This window comes from Pseudomonas sp. LBUM1661 (genome assembly GCF_059695925.1).
The window spans coordinates 3,222,810-3,238,479 of sequence record NZ_CP166794.1 but is presented as its reverse complement, the minus strand read 5'-3'; the positions used below and the strand labels follow the sequence as shown (position 1 = coordinate 3,238,479).

General features: G+C 61.3%; 17 protein-coding genes. 10 read left to right on the top strand and 7 right to left on the bottom strand.

Going from position 1 to position 15,670, the window contains the following annotated elements:
* Positions 1-54: 54 nt before the first annotated feature.
* The 3 genes from ACA057_RS14875 (at position 55) to ACA057_RS14865 (ending at position 2,498) form a co-directional block, all read left to right on the top strand.
* A complete protein-coding gene (locus ACA057_RS14875; protein ID WP_497349551.1) occupies positions 55-966 on the top strand; it encodes a LysR family transcriptional regulator in 912 nt (303 codons plus the stop codon).
* Positions 967-1,127: 161 nt separating this feature from the next.
* Entirely contained in the window at positions 1,128-1,631 is a 504-nt protein-coding gene (locus tag ACA057_RS14870; protein WP_497349549.1) for a VOC family protein, read from the top strand.
* Positions 1,632-1,664: 33 nt separating this feature from the next.
* On the top strand, positions 1,665-2,498 hold the full coding sequence (locus tag ACA057_RS14865; protein WP_497349547.1) for an AraC family transcriptional regulator: 834 nt from the start codon (positions 1,665-1,667) through the stop codon (positions 2,496-2,498).
* Here ACA057_RS14865 and ACA057_RS14860 read toward each other — a convergent pair.
* The 4 genes from ACA057_RS14860 to ACA057_RS14845 form a co-directional block, all read right to left on the bottom strand.
* Positions 2,495-3,082 (bottom strand): LysE family translocator, encoded by a 588-nt coding sequence (locus tag ACA057_RS14860; RefSeq protein WP_497349545.1) that lies wholly within the window; start codon positions 3,080-3,082, stop codon positions 2,495-2,497. The two genes, ACA057_RS14865 and ACA057_RS14860, sit on opposite strands and share 4 nt — an antisense overlap.
* Positions 3,083-3,343: 261 nt before the next feature.
* Positions 3,344-4,852: a tripartite tricarboxylate transporter permease gene (locus ACA057_RS14855; protein WP_497349543.1), complete on the bottom strand. Its 1,509-nt coding sequence runs from the start codon at positions 4,850-4,852 to the stop codon at positions 3,344-3,346.
* 24 nt (positions 4,853-4,876) lie between these two features.
* Positions 4,877-5,371, bottom strand: a complete 495-nt coding sequence (locus ACA057_RS14850) for a tripartite tricarboxylate transporter TctB family protein (RefSeq protein WP_497349541.1) — start codon at positions 5,369-5,371, stop codon at positions 4,877-4,879.
* Positions 5,368-6,345 (bottom strand): tripartite tricarboxylate transporter substrate binding protein, encoded by a 978-nt coding sequence (locus tag ACA057_RS14845; protein ID WP_497349539.1) that lies wholly within the window; start codon positions 6,343-6,345, stop codon positions 5,368-5,370. The genes ACA057_RS14850 and ACA057_RS14845 overlap by 4 nt, the downstream gene beginning before the upstream one ends.
* Positions 6,346-6,559: 214 nt before the next feature.
* Here ACA057_RS14845 and ACA057_RS14840 point away from each other — a divergent pair, with 214 nt between their 5' ends.
* From ACA057_RS14840 to ACA057_RS14810, 7 genes are all read left to right on the top strand, one after another.
* Positions 6,560-7,180, top strand: coding sequence for a LysE family translocator (locus tag ACA057_RS14840; protein WP_497349537.1), 621 nt, complete (start codon positions 6,560-6,562; stop codon positions 7,178-7,180).
* A gap of 103 nt (positions 7,181-7,283) precedes the next feature.
* Positions 7,284-8,324, top strand: coding sequence for a DMT family transporter (locus ACA057_RS14835; RefSeq protein ID WP_497349535.1), 1,041 nt, complete (start codon positions 7,284-7,286; stop codon positions 8,322-8,324).
* 74 nt (positions 8,325-8,398) lie between these two features.
* The gene (locus ACA057_RS14830; protein WP_497349533.1) at positions 8,399-8,890 is read left to right on the top strand and encodes an arsenate reductase ArsC; all 492 of its coding nucleotides are present in this window, start codon (positions 8,399-8,401) and stop codon (positions 8,888-8,890) included.
* Positions 8,890-9,579, top strand: a complete 690-nt coding sequence (gene arsH, locus ACA057_RS14825; protein WP_497349531.1) for an arsenical resistance protein ArsH — start codon at positions 8,890-8,892, stop codon at positions 9,577-9,579. The genes ACA057_RS14830 and arsH overlap by 1 nt, the downstream gene beginning before the upstream one ends.
* Before the next feature lie 176 nt (positions 9,580-9,755).
* The gene (locus ACA057_RS14820; protein WP_497349529.1) at positions 9,756-10,838 is read left to right on the top strand and encodes a bifunctional transcriptional activator/DNA repair enzyme AdaA; all 1,083 of its coding nucleotides are present in this window, start codon (positions 9,756-9,758) and stop codon (positions 10,836-10,838) included.
* Between the two features lie 42 nt (positions 10,839-10,880).
* Entirely contained in the window at positions 10,881-11,693 is an 813-nt protein-coding gene (locus ACA057_RS14815; RefSeq protein ID WP_497349527.1) for an isocitrate lyase/PEP mutase family protein, read from the top strand.
* Between the two features lie 4 nt (positions 11,694-11,697).
* A complete protein-coding gene (locus tag ACA057_RS14810; RefSeq protein WP_497349525.1) occupies positions 11,698-12,315 on the top strand; it encodes a DNA-3-methyladenine glycosylase family protein in 618 nt (205 codons plus the stop codon).
* A 111-nt stretch (positions 12,316-12,426) separates the two neighbouring features.
* Here ACA057_RS14810 and ACA057_RS14805 read toward each other — a convergent pair whose 3' ends face one another.
* The 3 genes from ACA057_RS14805 to ACA057_RS14795 form a co-directional block, all read right to left on the bottom strand.
* On the bottom strand, positions 12,427-13,524 hold the full coding sequence (locus ACA057_RS14805; protein ID WP_497349523.1) for an extracellular solute-binding protein: 1,098 nt from the start codon (positions 13,522-13,524) through the stop codon (positions 12,427-12,429).
* A gap of 2 nt (positions 13,525-13,526) precedes the next feature.
* Complete coding sequence (aguA, locus tag ACA057_RS14800) at positions 13,527-14,636, bottom strand: agmatine deiminase (protein WP_497349521.1); 1,110 nt, start codon at positions 14,634-14,636, stop codon at positions 13,527-13,529.
* Between the two features lie 100 nt (positions 14,637-14,736).
* Complete coding sequence (locus ACA057_RS14795) at positions 14,737-15,621, bottom strand: LysR substrate-binding domain-containing protein (protein WP_497349519.1); 885 nt, start codon at positions 15,619-15,621, stop codon at positions 14,737-14,739.
* Positions 15,622-15,670: the final 49 nt, after the last annotated feature.

The window sequence follows — 15,670 nt, the reverse complement described above, 5'->3', positions numbered from 1 at the left end:
AAAATGCCCTCGTGTTACAAGCACTATGAAACGCTCTTTCATAATGGCGCCGATATGAATCACGACCCTTTCGACGGCTTGACCGAGTTTCTGGCGGTCGCCGAGCATAAAAGCTTCACCCTGGCCGCGACAAAACTGGCGGTGACGCCCACCGCGGTCAGCCACGCGATCAAGTTGCTTGAGCGACGCACCGGCGTGCTGTTGTTTCAGCGCACCACGCGCCGGGTGGCCTTGACCGAGGCCGGCGCCAGCCTGTTTGCCCGTTTGCGCCCGGCAGCCAGTGAAATCGACGACGCCCTGGCGGTGCTCAGCGGTTTTCGCGATCAGCCCATGGGCACCTTGCGCCTCACGGCACCGCGGCTGTCCGGCAGTTTATTGATGGAGCCGCTGATTGCGCTGTACCGGCAGGCGTATCCGCAAGTCACCCTCGACATCTCCCTGGACGACGCCACGGTCGATCTGATGGCCGGCGGCTTCGATGCGGGGATTCGTCTGGGCGAGTCGATCGAAAAAGACATGATTGCGGTGCGCCTGACGCCCGACCTGCAATGGTCGGTGGTGGGTTCTGCGGCGTACTTCGCCAAGGCTGGCAGACCCACCAGCCCTGAAGAGCTGACTCGGCACGAATGCATCGGCTTTCGCTTTTCGACGTCGGGCAGCGCTCATCGCTGGGAGTTTCGCCGCGAGGGTCGAGATTTTACCGTCGGCGTCGAGGGTGGCGTGATCGTCAATGATCGGCGCCTGTTGGTGGCGGCTGCTCGCAGTGGGACGGGGTTGGCGTATGCCTGTGATCTGGAGATTGCCGAGGAATTGGCGGATGGGCGTCTGGAGCGAGTGCTGCAGGACTTTGTGCCGCTCAGTTCGGCGTTGTATCTGTATTTTCCCAGCCGTTCGCAGTCGCAGCCGAAACTGCGGGGGTTTATTGATTTGGCTACGGGGTGGGTTGCTAGCCAGGGCGGTGGTTGATTGGCGGCAGTCCCCCTGAATGCGTAGTCAAACGATGCTGCGCCAGCAGGTCATATCGACTCTATTCCATTTAATAAACTTGGCGATCTACGGTACGGCCAGACGACCCCAGGCTGGCTACGCTGAAAGTCAGCGTGAGAAATCCGTAGAGGAGCAGCGCCATGCAACGCGTTCAAAAACTTACCCCCTGCCTATGGTTCGACGATCAAGCCGAAGAGGCTGCAAAATATTACTGCTCGATCTTCGACCATTCGAAAATCACCGCCACCACCTATTACGGCCACGCCGGTTTCGAGTTCCACGGCCGGCCCGAAGGCTCGGTGATGACCGTCAGCTTCGAACTCGACGGGCAAAGTTTCACCGGCCTGAACGGCGGACCGTTGTTCAAGTTCAGCGAGGCGGTCTCGTTCCAGGTGAATTGCCAGTCCCAGGAAGAAGTCGATCACTACTGGGGAACCCTGTCCGCCGGCGGCGTCCCTCAAGCCCAGCAATGCGGCTGGCTCAAGGACAAGTTCGGGCTGTCGTGGCAGATTGTGCCAATCGCCCTGATGGACATGATCAAAGACCCCGACACGGCAAAATCCCAGCGCGCCATGGAGGCGATGATGCAGATGAAAAAACTCGACATCGCCGAGCTGCAACGAGCCTTTAACGGTGAGAGCTAATACACTCCAACGCTGACCTGCCGAGGACTGAGCATGAAGCACTCCGTTGCCAAAAACACTGACAAGGCCCCGCGCTTCTGGCGTGACGACGCCCTGCCCTTCATCGAAGCCCGTTCCATCGCCGATGGTCGCGAGGTCTGCTACACCCGTCATTCCCACGAGCACTTTTCCATCGGCGCGATCACGGCCGGGCGCAGTACATATATTCACGAGCAAGCGCAGTTTCAGGTCAGCGCCGGCACCGTGGTGCTGATGAACCCTGGCGATGTCCACGCCTGCAACCCGATCGACGATCAGCCGTGGTCCTACCTGATGCTGTACGTCGATACGCCGTGGCTCACCGATTTGCAGCACCAACTCGGTTTCAGTCAGGATCTGGCGTTTCGCCGTTTTTCCATCACGCACACTCGCGACGCCAGCCTGTTTGAAGGCTTGAAGGCGTTGTATGAAGTGTTGATCGATCAACAGCAAGACGTGCTGGCTAAACACAGCGCGGCGGTCGAGTTTTTCGCCGACGTGCAGCTACGGCTCAACCCGGTCGATCAACCGCTGCGCGAGCCCAATTTCAAACTGGAGCGCGCCGCCGATTACATCCGCGATCACTGCACGCACTTGCTCAAGCTCGAAGACATTTGCGAGGCGGCGCAGTTGTCGCCGTCCTACCTGATCCGCGCGTTCAAGCAGCATTACGGCATGACGCCCCACGCGTTTCTGCTTAACCGGCGCATCCAGTTCGCCCAGGATCAACTGCGCAACGGCAAGCTGATCGCCGATGTCGCACTAGAAGCGGGGTTTGCCGACCAGGCGCATTTTCAACGGGTGTTCAAACAGCACCTGGCCGCGACACCGGGGCAATATCGCGGCTAAGGCAGCAGCAGATACACAGCGCTCATGGCCAGCAACATCGCCATGATCCGGTTGAACAGGCGCATCCCCGCCGGGTTGTTCAGATAGCCGCGCAAAAAGGTCCCGGCATAGGCCCAGCAGCCGACCGACACGTAGCAGATCACCAGATACACCGCAGCAAACTGCCAGACCAGCCGCGCCTCACCGTCGGCGACAAACGCCCCCATGCCGGCCACGCAGGCCAGCCAGGCTTTCGGGTTAAGCCATTGCATGACCGCGCCGTACAGCATCGACGGTGCACGGCCGGATTCCTTGGCATCGAGCTGACCGTTGTCGGCGGCCAACTTGTAGGCCATGAACAACAGAAACGCCACGCCGGCCCACTGCACCACCTGCGTCAGCGCCGGCCACAACCGCAACACCTCGTGCAAGCCCAGGCCCATCAACACCAGCAACAACACAAACCCCAGCGTCGCACCCGCCACATGCCGTTGACTGGCGCGAAAACCGAACTGCGCGCCGGCGCTCAACGCCACAATGTTCACCGGCCCCGGTGTAATCGAGGCCACCAGGGCAAACGCCGCCATGGAGATAATCAGACTCATCGCATACCTTCTTCAAGTCAGTGGAAACAGTGCTCAAGGTAAAGAGCACCCTGGCCCACGTATTGAAGAAAACTGCCCAACCCGACTTTAAACACCCCGCCGTAGCAGCTGTCGAGCCTGCGAGGCTGCGTTCGGCGGCGAAGCCGTCGTGAAATCAGACAATGCGGTGCATCAGGAAAACCGTGTACTCAAGTTTTACGACTGCTGCGCAGCCGAACGCAGCCTCGCAGGCTCGACAGCTGCTACAGCGAATGCGATGGCTCAATCATCCTCGTGCAATTTGATTCCACGGGCGTGCAGCAGGTGGGGCACCAGCAGAACCAGCAGTGTCAGCGCGAGGAATGCGGCGGAAATGGGTTGCGTGACAAATATCGACCAGTCGCCCTCGCCGATGGACAACGCGTTGCGCAACTGCTTCTCCGCCATCGGCCCCAGCAGCATGCCGACGATCACTGGCGCGACGGGAAAATCGAAACGGCGCATCAGCACCCCGCCCCAACCGATCGCCAGCATCAGCAGCAGGTCGAACGACGAGTGACGCATGCCGTACACACCAATGGTGGCAAACACCAGAATCCCCGCGTTCAAGTAGGGTCGGGGGATTTGCAGCAGCTTGACCCACAGGCCCACCAACGGCAGGTTCAACACCAGCAAGATCACGTTGCCAATGTACAACGAGGCCACCAGCGTCCAGACCAGCTCACCGGAGGTCTGGAAGAGCATCGGCCCCGGTTGCAGGTTGTAGTTCTGGAAAGCGGCCAACAGAATCGCGGCCGTGGCGGAGGTCGGTATGCCGAGTGTCAGCAGCGGCACCAGCGAACCCGTCGCGCTCGCGTTGTTGGCGGCCTCGGGGCCGGCAACACCCTCGATCGCGCCCTCGCCCTTGCTGCCGGCAAACTCTTTCGGAAATTTGCTCAGTTTGCGTTCAGCGGAATAAGACAGAAAGGTCGGAATCTCAGCGCCACCCGCCGGAATCGAACCAAAGGGAAAGCCGATCAGCGTTCCGCGTAGCCACGCGGGCACCGAGCGTTTCCAGTCGGCGCGGGTCATCCACAACGAGGTCAAACGGTGCCGTCCGGAGGCTTCTTCCTTTTGATACAGCAGGCTGTACAAGGCTTCTCCCACGGCAAACAACCCGACCGCCACCAGCACCACTTCGATGCCATCGACCAACTCCGGCACCCCCAAGGTGTAGCGGGCAATGCCCGAGGTCGCGTCCAGGCCGATCAAGCCCACCGTCAGGCCAATCCCCAGCGAGGCGAAACCCCGCAGCATCGACGCGCCGAGCACCGCCGACACCGTGGTGAAGGACAGCACCAGAATCGCGAAATACTCCGCCGGGCCAAACTTGAGCGCCAGCGTGGCAACGATCGGAGCAAACAGGGTCAAGAAGATCGTCGCGATAGTGCCGGCCACGAAGGAGCCTATCGCCGCGGTGGCCAGCGCCGGCCCTGCTCGTCCGTTGCGGGCCATGAGATTGCCTTCCAGGGCGGTGACCATGGAGGACGATTCCCCTGGCGTATTGAGCAGAATGGAGGTGGTTGAGCCACCAAACTGCGCGCCGTAATAGATCCCGGCGAACATGATCAGCGCACCGGTGGGGTCGACCTTGGCGGTGATCGGCAGCAGCAACGCGACCGTCAGCGCCGGGCCGATCCCCGGCAAGACACCGATGGCAGTGCCGAGCAAACAGCCGATGAAACCCCACATCAGATTGATCGGTGTCAGCGCCGCGGAGAAACCGATTGCCAGGCTAGAGAGAATGTCCACCTTATTGACCTCCTTCGGCCCGGATCAGATCCAGGCGTTGATAAGGGGCGGAAGGGAAACCCCAAGCCCGGCGTTGAACAGCCAGTAAATCGGCAGCGTCAAGGCAATGCCGATGGCCAAATCCCGCACCGGGCGGCGACTGCCAAACCCACGCGCCGAACAGGCAAACAGCAACCCGGCCGCCAGCACGAAGCCGATCAGGTTGATCAGCAAGGCCACCCCCACCAGCCCTGCGGTGACCCAGGCGGCGCCGAGTTTGCCGCCGGGCAGCGCCTTGGCACTTTCGCCACTGTGGTCGGCCAGTTCGCGAAATCCACCGGTGAGCGCCTGAGCACTCAGGAAAGCGCCCACCACACCAAGGAACGCCGCGACAGCATAGGGATAGACGTGCGCGCCGAGGATGACGAAACCCATCTCCGGGGGAAACCGAAAGGCGCCGAAAGCCAACACGGCGGCGATCACTATCACACCGACACCAATCGCCAGTTGCGCCGGCACGACTTTGCGCGGCTCATTCATTTGGCAATCAGCCCGACCTCGACCAGCATCGCGTGCAGTCGCACGTGTTCTGCGTCGACGAATTTGCCGAACTCATCTCCGGTGAGGATGCTCGGTGACCAGGCGTTGGTTTTCACATTGTCCGTCCAGACTTTGCTATCGGCGGCAGCCAGCACGGCGTCGGTGACTTCTTTGCGCTGCTCGGGCGTGAGGTTCGCCGCACCGTAAACACCGCGCCAGTTACCGATGATCACGTCGTAGCCTTTCTCTTTGAGGGTCGGGGCGTCGATGCCTTCAACGCGTTCCGGTGCGCCGATGGCGAGGACGCGGAACTGGCCGTTCTTGATGTATTGGCCGAGTTCGGCATAGCCCCCGGTAATCACCTTGATCTGGCCACCCAACACCTGGGCAACGACTTCACCGCCACCGGCGAAGGCGACGTAATTGACCTTGTTGACGGGAATATCCATTTTGCCGGCCAGATCGGCGATACCAATGTGATCGATCGAACCCTTGGAACCCCCGCCCCAGGTGATGCTGGACGGTTTTTCCTTGAAGGCTTTCAGCAAGTCCTCCAGGGTTTTGAACTCGGACTCCTTGCGCACGGCAATCACGTTGTACTCGGTAAAAAGCCGGGCGATGGGCGTCACGTCCTTCAAGGTGATTTGCGGTTTGTTCTGTTCAATACCGGCGACCATGATCGCGCCGACCACCAGCAGGGCATTCGGATCGCCCTTGGTACTGTTGGCAAACTGCGCCAGCCCCAAAGTCCCACCGGCCCCGCCCTTGTTCTCGAAGGTGACCGCTTTGGCCGCTTTGGCTTCGATCAAGGCCTTGCCCAAATCCCGTGCGGTCTGGTCGTAGCCGCCACCCACTGAACCTGGGGCCATGAACTTGACGGTGTCCAGCGCGAAGGCTGGTGTGGTGAGCGCGGCAGCGGTAATGGCAACGGCAACGGCGATGGAGCGAGTAAGTCCACGGAACAAAGCCTGCATGAGTCGTCTCCCGATATTGTTTTTTTAGGTGCCGGTGAATCTCGCTCAGGAGCAAGCCCTGCTCACTGAACATGCGTCTGTGAACAAGCGTAGGTCATAGATCCGTTTTTGACGTGCCGAGGGCAAGTGTATGGCGACTTGCGTACGCCGCTGTATGGGCCAGACCACTCGCCACCCGTGATAAAAATACGGTTCTCGTAACAGGAGCCCCGTCATGGACCTCGCCACGCTCACGCTGTTTCTTCCCGCCTGTTTCGCCCTCAACATGGCGCCCGGCCCGAACAACCTGCTGTCGGTCAGCAACTCGACCCGCTACGGCTACCGCACCGCCTGCCTGGCCGGGATCGGTCGCTTGCTGGCGTTTGCCGGGATGATCGCCCTCGCCTCGGCGGGGTTGGCGGTGGTGCTGCAAACCTCGGAGTTATTGTTCTACGGGATCAAGATTCTGGGGGCGGCGTACTTACTCTATCTCGCCTGGCAACTGTGGCGAGCCGATCCGGGCGCACAAAACGAGGTGGCGGGTGCGCCGGTCGGAATGCTGGCGCTGGCTCGCCAGGAGTTCCTGGTGGCGGCCGGTAATCCGAAAGCGATCCTGATCTTCACCGCGTTTCTCCCGCAGTTTGTCGACTCGAGCCGAGCGATCACCCCGCAATTTGCGCTGTTGGGCGCGCTGTTCCTGATCCTGGAATGGATCGCCATCGCCGCCTACGCCTACATGGGCCTGCACATGCGCCGCTGGTTCGCCGAACCACGGGGCAAGCGGATCTTCAACCGCTGCTGTGCGGGATTGCTGTCGGCGGCGGCATCGGTGTTGCTGATGGCGCGCCGGGTCTGAGTGCCTATATGTAGCCTGTCGCCGTTCGGCCAACATGGATCGCGTTCCGTGCCTGTGACTTAATAGGCATTCCCGCGATTGCCCAGACAACGACGAGCCTTTGATGAACCTGAACATTATCTATGCCTTGGGTGCAGCCGCACTTTTCGGGGCGAGTACGCCGTTGGCAAAAGTGTTGGGCATCGATCTTTCGCCGATCCTGTTGGCCGGATTGTTGTACCTGGGCAGCGGCCTGGGCTTGACGCTGGTCAGATTGATTCGTGACCGCGGTTGGAAACCCAGCGGCCTCAAATCGTCGGAGTGGCCATGGTTGATGGGCGCTATCGCGTTTGGCGGTGTGCTCGCGCCGGTGGCACTTATGTATGGTTTGACCCTGACGTCGGGGGCCACGGCCTCGCTGATGCTCAACCTCGAATCGGTACTGACAGCGGTGCTGGCCTGGGTGGTGTTCAAGGAAAATGCCGACCGTCGTATCGTCGCCGGCATGCTTGCAATCGTCGCTGGCGGCTTGCTGCTGGCCTGGCCTCACGACTCGGCACACCCCCAGGGTTGGATCGGACCGTTACTGGTCGCCCTCGCCTGTGCCTGCTGGGCAATCGATAACAACCTGACACGCAAAGTGTCCGCCTCGGATGCCCTGTTCATCGCCGGCACCAAGGGGCTGACTGCCGCCCTGGTGAACTGCTCTCTGGCGCTGGCGCTCGGCGCAAAACTACCGCACATAACCGTACTGGTCCCGACGCTGGCCGTCGGTTTCCTCGGGTATGGCGTCAGCCTGGTGCTGTTCGTTCTGGCACTGCGCGGTTTGGGCACCGCACGCACCGGCGCGTACTTTTCCACGGCGCCTTTTCTCGGTGCGGCGATTGCCATCGTGCTCTTGGGCGAGCCGGTCTCCCTGACGTTCTGGCTTGCTTCGCTGCTGATGGGCCTCGGTGTCTGGATTCACCTCAAGGAAAACCATGACCATGATCATCAACACGTGGCGCTCAAGCATGGCCATCGCCACGTTCATGACGAACATCATCAGCACGAGCATTCGTTCAAGTGGGACGGCACCGAACCCCACAGCCATGAACACGAGCACACGCCGATCCGCCACAGTCACCCGCACTTTCCGGACATTCATCACCGCCACAAACACTAGATTCCAGAAAAAGGGCATTGTCATCGCTTAGCGGCATACGTATATTCGAATATCCATATATATGAGTCGCTCCGATGAACGCACGCCCTGCCCCCACCAGAATTCTCTTCATGTGCACCGCCAACAGTTGCCGCAGCGTGTTGAGCGAAGCGCTGTTCAATCACTTGGCCCCCGCAGGTCTTGAAGCGGTGAGCTCCGGCAGCTTCCCCAGCGGCCGGCTCAACCCGCAAGCCGTGCACACGCTGCATACCCTCGGCATTTCGACCGAAGGCCTCTATAGCAAAGACTCCTCGGGCTTTGCCGATTCCCCGCCCGATATCGTCATCACTGTGTGCGACAAGGCTGCCGGAGAGGCCTGCCCTGTGTACTTCGGCCCGGCAATCAAAAGCCACTGGGGATTGGCCGATCCATCGGACGTCCACGGCACCGAACAACAAGTCCAGGCGGCTTTCGACAGCACCGTCGAAACGATCAAGACACGCTTTGCAGCTTTCTTCGCCCTGGATCTGAACAACCTGTCGGACGCCGAATTGAAAACCGAATTGGACCGCATCGGAGCCCTGTGATGAACGATGATCTGCCCAACCTGGACCTGGAATTGCTGACGCCTCCTGACGAAAGCACCCACAAACCACGCATCTTGCTGCTTTACGGCTCCACTCGCGAACGCTCATTCAGCCGCCTGCTCACCGAAGAAGCGGCGCGGATCCTGCGTTTACTCGGCGCCGAGACGGTGATCTTCGACCCTAGCGGCCTGCCGCTTCCCGATGACGCCCCCAGCGACCACCCGAAAATCCAGCAACTGCGCGAGCTGGTGCTTTGGTCCGAAGGCCAGGTCTGGTGTTCGCCGGAACGCCACGGCTCGATGTCAGCGGTGTTCAAGGCGCAGATCGACTGGATTCCCCTGACCATGGGCGCCGTCCGTCCGACTCAAGGCAAGACGCTGGCAGTGATGCAGGTCTGCGGTGGTTCGCAGTCGTTCAACACGGTCAATCAACTGCGGGTGTTGGGCCGTTGGATGCGGATGTTGACCATCCCTAATCAATCCTCGGTGCCCAAGGCATTCATGGAGTTTGACGAAGCAGGCAGGATGAAGCCTTCTTCGTACTACGACCGGGTGGTGGATGTGATGGAAGAACTGATGAAGTTCACGTTGCTGGTACGGGGTCGCGAGGCGTTCCTGGTGGACCGTTATTCTGAACGCAAGGAAAGCGCCGAAGAGCTCTCGAAACGGGTCAATCAACGGTCAATCTGACGCACCGGGCCTGAACACCACAACTCTATATGGCAGCGGGCTTGCTCGCGAAAGGGCCCTGACAGTCAATATTGATGTCGGATGTTACGGCCCCTTCGCGAGCAAGCCCGCACACATTGGAGTTCCCTGTCGATTTTCCGGTGGAGGCCTTGGCCTTCGCGTCTTATGCTCAGCCCATGAACCTACAAAACGCTGTGCTTCCACCCCACGCCGAGATGGTTCGCGCCATGCTCGAACGAGACACCGCCTACGAGGGGGTGTTCTTTACTGCGGTCAAAACCACTGGCATCTTCTGCCGCCCCAGTTGCACGGCGCGCAAACCGAAGCCGGAGAACGTCGAGTTCTTCGCCCACGCCGATGAATGCATGTCCGCAGGCTATCGCGCCTGCCTGCGCTGCAAGCCGCTGGACGCCGCGGCCATCGCGCCGGACTGGGTGCAGAAGTTGCTCAAGTCGGTGGACGCCGATCCCGAGCAGCGCTGGACCGATGCCCAATTGCTGGCCGAAGGCATCGAGCCGCTGAAACTGCGGCGGTGGTTCAAACAGCATTTCGGCATGACCTTTCATGCCTGGTTGCGCACCCGGCGCCTCGGCATGGCGCTGGGCGGGATCAAACAGGGCGAATCGATCGACAACGCCGCCTACGACTCGGGTTATGAATCCCTCAGCGGTTTTCGCGATGCGTTTCAAAAGTCCTTCAACATCACTCCCGGCCGCGCCGCCAACAGCGAGCCGTTGCTGTTCACTCGGTTGACCACGCCGTTGGGGCCGATGATCGCCATGGCCGAACGTCGCGGGTTGGTGCTGCTGGAGTTTCTTGACCGGCCGGCGCTGACCCGCGAAATCGAAGCATTGCAGAACCGTTATGGCTATGCGGTAGCGCCGGGGCATAACGGGCATCTGCAGCAGATTGAAGCGGAGCTGGCGCAGTATTTCGCCGGCAAACTCACCGAGTTCAATGTTCCACTACACTTGCCCGGCAGCGAATTCGCGCGGCAGGTCTGGGCGCAACTGGCGAAAATCCCTTACGGCCAGACCAGCACCTACGGCACCATCGCCGCGCTGTTGGGCAAGCCCGGCGCCAGCCGCGCGGTGGGCCTGGCCAACGGGCACAACCGCCTTTCGATCGTCGTGCCCTGTCACCGGGTGATCGGTGCGGACGGCTCGTTGACCGGCTATGGTGGAGGGCAACCGCGCAAGGCGTTTCTGCTCAGGCTGGAAAACGCTGCGGTTCAGCTCACGCAACAACTCGCATTCTGATCACCCTCGGTTTTCTCAAAAGGTCATAAGAAAGGACATTTGATGGACACGCTCGACACGCAATTCCGGCAGTTGCACCACGAGGGCTTGCTGATCCTCACCAACGTCGCCGATGCCGCCGGGGCGCGGCTGGTCGAGCAACTGGGCTGCAAAGCGGTGGCCACCAGCAGTGCGGCAGTGGCCTGGCTTCACGGGTATCAGGACGGCAACGCCCTGCCCCTCGAACGCCTGGTGTCGACGGTCGAGTCCATCGCCCGAGTGATCACCGTACCGTTGAGCGTGGACATCGAAGCCGGCTATTCCGATGACCTGGCGCGGGTGGCCGAAGTCCTTGATGCGGTCATTGCCGCCGGCGCCGTCGGGATCAACATCGAGGACGGCGCGTCCCCGCCCGAGCTGTTGGTGCGCAAGATCGAAATCGCGCGTCAGGTGGCCGAACGTCGCGGCGTGAAGCTGTTCATCAATGCCCGCACCGATGTCTACCTCAAGGGCCTGGTACCCGCCGAAGACCGCGTGGCCGAGACACTCAAGCGTGCGGCGTTGTATCAAGCCGCCGGTGCCGATGGGCTGTTTGCGGCCGGCGTCACCGCCGAGTACGAGATCGCGGCGCTGTGCCAAGGCACCCCGTTGCCCGTCAACGTTCTCGGACTCCCGGGCCTGCCATCGCCTGAAGCGCTGAAGGCACTCGGGGTACGCCGGTTGAGCGCGGGTTCTCGCATTGCCGAGTTTCTGTATGGCGCGATGGCGACAGTGACCAGGAGTTTCCTGGAAACAGGCACGTTCGACACCCGCGAGCTCAAGGCCTTCACCTATGGCGAAGTGAACGCCCTGCTGGCACAGTCCGGGAACATCTGAGCCCATGCCCGACCGCTATCTGCCCGCTAGCCAATTTCTATCGTCCATCGATGAGGACTGGGCACGCCACATCGCCGCTATCGGCCCGTGCCTGCATCAGCCCCATGCGGCGCGTGATCCCTATGAGTCGCTGGTGCGGGCGATTGCCTACCAACAACTGCATGCCAAGGCCGGGGATGCGATTGTCGGCCGGCTGTTGGCGTTGTTCCCAACGGGCGGGTTTCCCCGGCCGGAACAGATCGTCGCCACAGATGTTGAGCGGCTGCGCGTTTGCGGGTTTTCCGCCAGCAAGATTGCGACCATTCAAGGGATCGCTCAGGCGGCTCTGGACGGCGTCGTCCCGGATTACGCCACGGCGCTGGCCATGGATGACGAGGCGCTGATCGAGCGCCTGATCACCTTGCGCGGCGTGGGTCGCTGGACCGTGGAAATGCTGCTGATTTACAGCCTGGAGCGGCCGGATATTTTGCCGGCCGACGACTTTGGCGTGCGTGAGGGGTATCGGCGGCTCAAGGGGCTGGAGCTACAGCCGACGCGCAAGCAGATGATCGAGATCGGGTTGGCGTGGAGTCCGTATCGGACGGTGGCGTCGTGGTATTTGTGGCGGATGACGGGCAAGTAGACCGCGTTATCGTTCTTCGCGAGCAAGCCCGCTCCCACACTGGATTTCTGGCGTTCACAAAACCAATGTGTATGCGGGCTTGCTCGCGAAGAGGCCGGCACATCCAACCCATCACAACCCCGATTTCAACCGACTGAACGCCCGAATCAGCGCCCGGTTGAACGCCTTGCCATTGTCATTCTTGCTGTACAACGAAGCCCGCACCTGCGCCGACGGATACGTCCCCGGATCATCCCGAATCGCCGGATCAATCAACCCATCCGCCGCCGTAATCGCATTGGCGTAATGAATGGTGTCGGTAATCGGCGCAATCACCTCAGGCGTCATCAAGTAATCCATCAACGCCAATCCAGCCTCGGGATGCGGTGCATCCTTGGGAATGACCATGGCGTCAAACCAGATCAGCGTGCCCTCTTTCGGTATCCGGTAACTCAGCGTGAACGGCTTGTTCGCCGCGTCTGCCTGCCCCGCCGCAATCGCCACGTTGCCGTTCCACGACATGGCGACGCAGGTGTTGCCATTGGCCAGGTCGCTGATGTTCAAGTCGTTGTCGAAGTAGCGGATGTAGGGCCGGATCTTCGCCAGTTGTTGCTCGGCCAGTTTCAGGTCATCGAGGTTCTGCCGATTGATGTCCAGCCCCATGTACTTCATGACCGCAGCGAACACCTCGTTAGGGTCGTTGAGCAAACTGACCCCGCAATCGGCGAATTTCGCCACCACCGCCGGGTCGAACAGCATCGCCCAACTGTCCCTTGGCGCATCGGGCAGGCGCTGTTTCACCGCTTCCTCCTGATAGCCAACACCCGTGGTGCCCCAGGCATAGATCCCGGCGTAACGATTGCCCGGATCAAACACGGCCATGTGCTGGCGAAACTCCTCGCCAACTCCGGCAAAATGCGGCAGCCGTTGCGGGTTTAACGCCTGGATCGCCCCGCTCTGGATCGCCCGGGACAAATGCTGCCCGGCGGTCAGCACCAGGTCGTAGCCGCTGCGGCCGGTGAGCAGTTTGGTCTCGACGGTTTCCAGCGAGTCGGAATGGTCGGCCACCACGTGGATGCCGGTTTTGCGCTCGAAATTCTTCAAGGTGTCCGGGGCCAGGTACTCGCCCCAGATGTACAGATTCACCACCGGTTTGGCGGTGTCGGCGGCCTGCACACACAGGGGTGCAAGCACCAGCAATAACGCTTGAGTCAGTTTGTGCAGGCCCATGATCACTCTCCTTTACCAGCGTATTGCGGCATGGTGATGCACGCGACATTGCCGCCGCCGAGGAGGATTTCCCGGGAGTTTTCGATGCCGACGATTGTGTGCTGCGGGAACAGTTCGGCCAGGGTTGCCTGTGCCGCCTGATCATGGCGATCGCCAAACAGCGGCACCACAATCGAGCTGTTTCCGGCGTAGTAATTGATGTACGACGCGCAGATTTGGGTCCCGGCCTGCCGCGCATGGGTGCTGTCGAGTTGGTCCAGCCCTTCGGCCTCTTCGGCCGTCCATTCCAGCACATCGGGTTGCGGCAACTTGTGCACGATCAACTCGCGGCCACGGCTGTCGCGGGTGCTGCGCAGGATGTCGTAGGCCTCCTGGTAGATTTCCCATTGCGGGTCATCGCGATTGTCGGTCCATTGCAGCACCACTTCACCGGGGCGCACGAAGCAGGCGAGATCGTCGACGTGGCCGTCGGTTTCATCGAACTTGCAGCCCCGTGGCAGCCAGATGATCTGCTCGGCGCCGAGGTAATCGGTGAGCCGGCGCGTGACTTCGTCCTTGCCCAAATGCTGGTTGCGATTGCGGTTGAGCAGGCATTGTTCGGTGGTGAGGATGCTGCCCTGGCCATCGCTCTGGATGCCGCCCAGTTCGGCAATCAACGGCGCGCGGTAGCGGTCGAAGCGTTCGATTTCGAGGATCTTGCTGGCGATCTGGTCGTCCTTGTCCCACGGGTAGTACAAGCCGCCGTCGAGGCCACCGTAGGCGTTGAACTCGAAATCAACGCCGCGTACTTCGCCGCTGTCGTCGTTGACCACGAAGCACGGCCCGCTGTCACGGAACCAGGTGTCGTTGCAGGTCATTTCCACCACCCGCACGTGCGGTGGCAACTGGCGGCGAGCGGTGGCGAATTGCGCGGCGGAAGCGCACACCGTGACCGGTTCGCTTTGGGCAATGGCGGTGACAATCTGCACCCAGACTTTCTGCGCAGGCTTGGCGCCGTTGCGCCAGACGTCAGTGCGCTCCGGCCAGCCGAGCCAGCAACCGGACTTGGTTTCGAATTCGCCGGGCAAGCGAAAGCCGTCGCGTTTCGGGGTGGAGTCGAGCAAACGTGCCATGGTCAAACCTCATCAGCGGGGATTGGAATGACCACAGGCTAAGTGCGTGAGCGCCCGGCTCGCCAACGATGATTATTTCGGAATACTTGAATTCAACTCATCAATCGCTCAGCTGATCGTTGAACCATTCCAGCATCTGCGCCACAGCAGGACGTTCCAGCCGCACCCGCTCGCACACCAGCGCGTATTGGCCCAACGCGGTCATGCTTGAGGTGAAGGGCCGGACTAGCCGACCACTGAGCAAATCTTCCTGAGCCGTCAGGTTGTCACCCATCGCCACGCCCTGCCCTTGGGCCGCCGCCTCCAGCGCCAGGCCTGCGTGGGCGAAATACAGCTGCCGTTCCGGGCGCTGATCGCCAGCATGGCTGGTGAGCCAGGCGGTCCAGGTCTTGCCGTCCTGATCGTCGTGCAGCAGGCAGTGGCGCGCCAGGTCCTTCGGGGTTTTCAGGGTGCCCTGGTTGAACAGTCCGGGGCTGCACACCGGGAAGAACTGCAACGCTGGCAACGGCCGGACGAAGTACGCGCTGCTGTCCACCGGGCCGGTGCCGTAGGTGATCGCCAGGTCGATGTCTTCACCCGGCGCCGTGGCGTCGATCGGTTGTTCGTAGAGGTGCAACGTGATGTGCGGATAGCGTGCGTAAAAGTCCACCAGACGGCTCATCAACCACTTTTGCGCGAGTTCGGCGGTGACTGCCAGGCGTAACACCGCCAGGGATGACGGGTCGCGCAGTTCGTCGCAGGCGTCGCCGATCAGCTCGAACGCCTGCTGCAAACTCTGCATCAGGCGTCCGGCCGCCATTGTCGGGCGTATCTGCCGGCCTTCGCGGATGAACAGCGACACGCCGAGTTGCTCTTCCAGTTGGCGAATCTGGTGGCTGACGGCGCTGTCGGTCACGCACAACTCCGCCGCTGCCCGGCCGAAGTGGGCGTGACGGGCGGCGCATTCGAAGGTTCTGAGTGCTGCCAGTGAAGGTAGACGTCGCATCAATTGAGACCCCGGTTGCGAGGCGCACATGCTGACCCGGCGGGCGGTG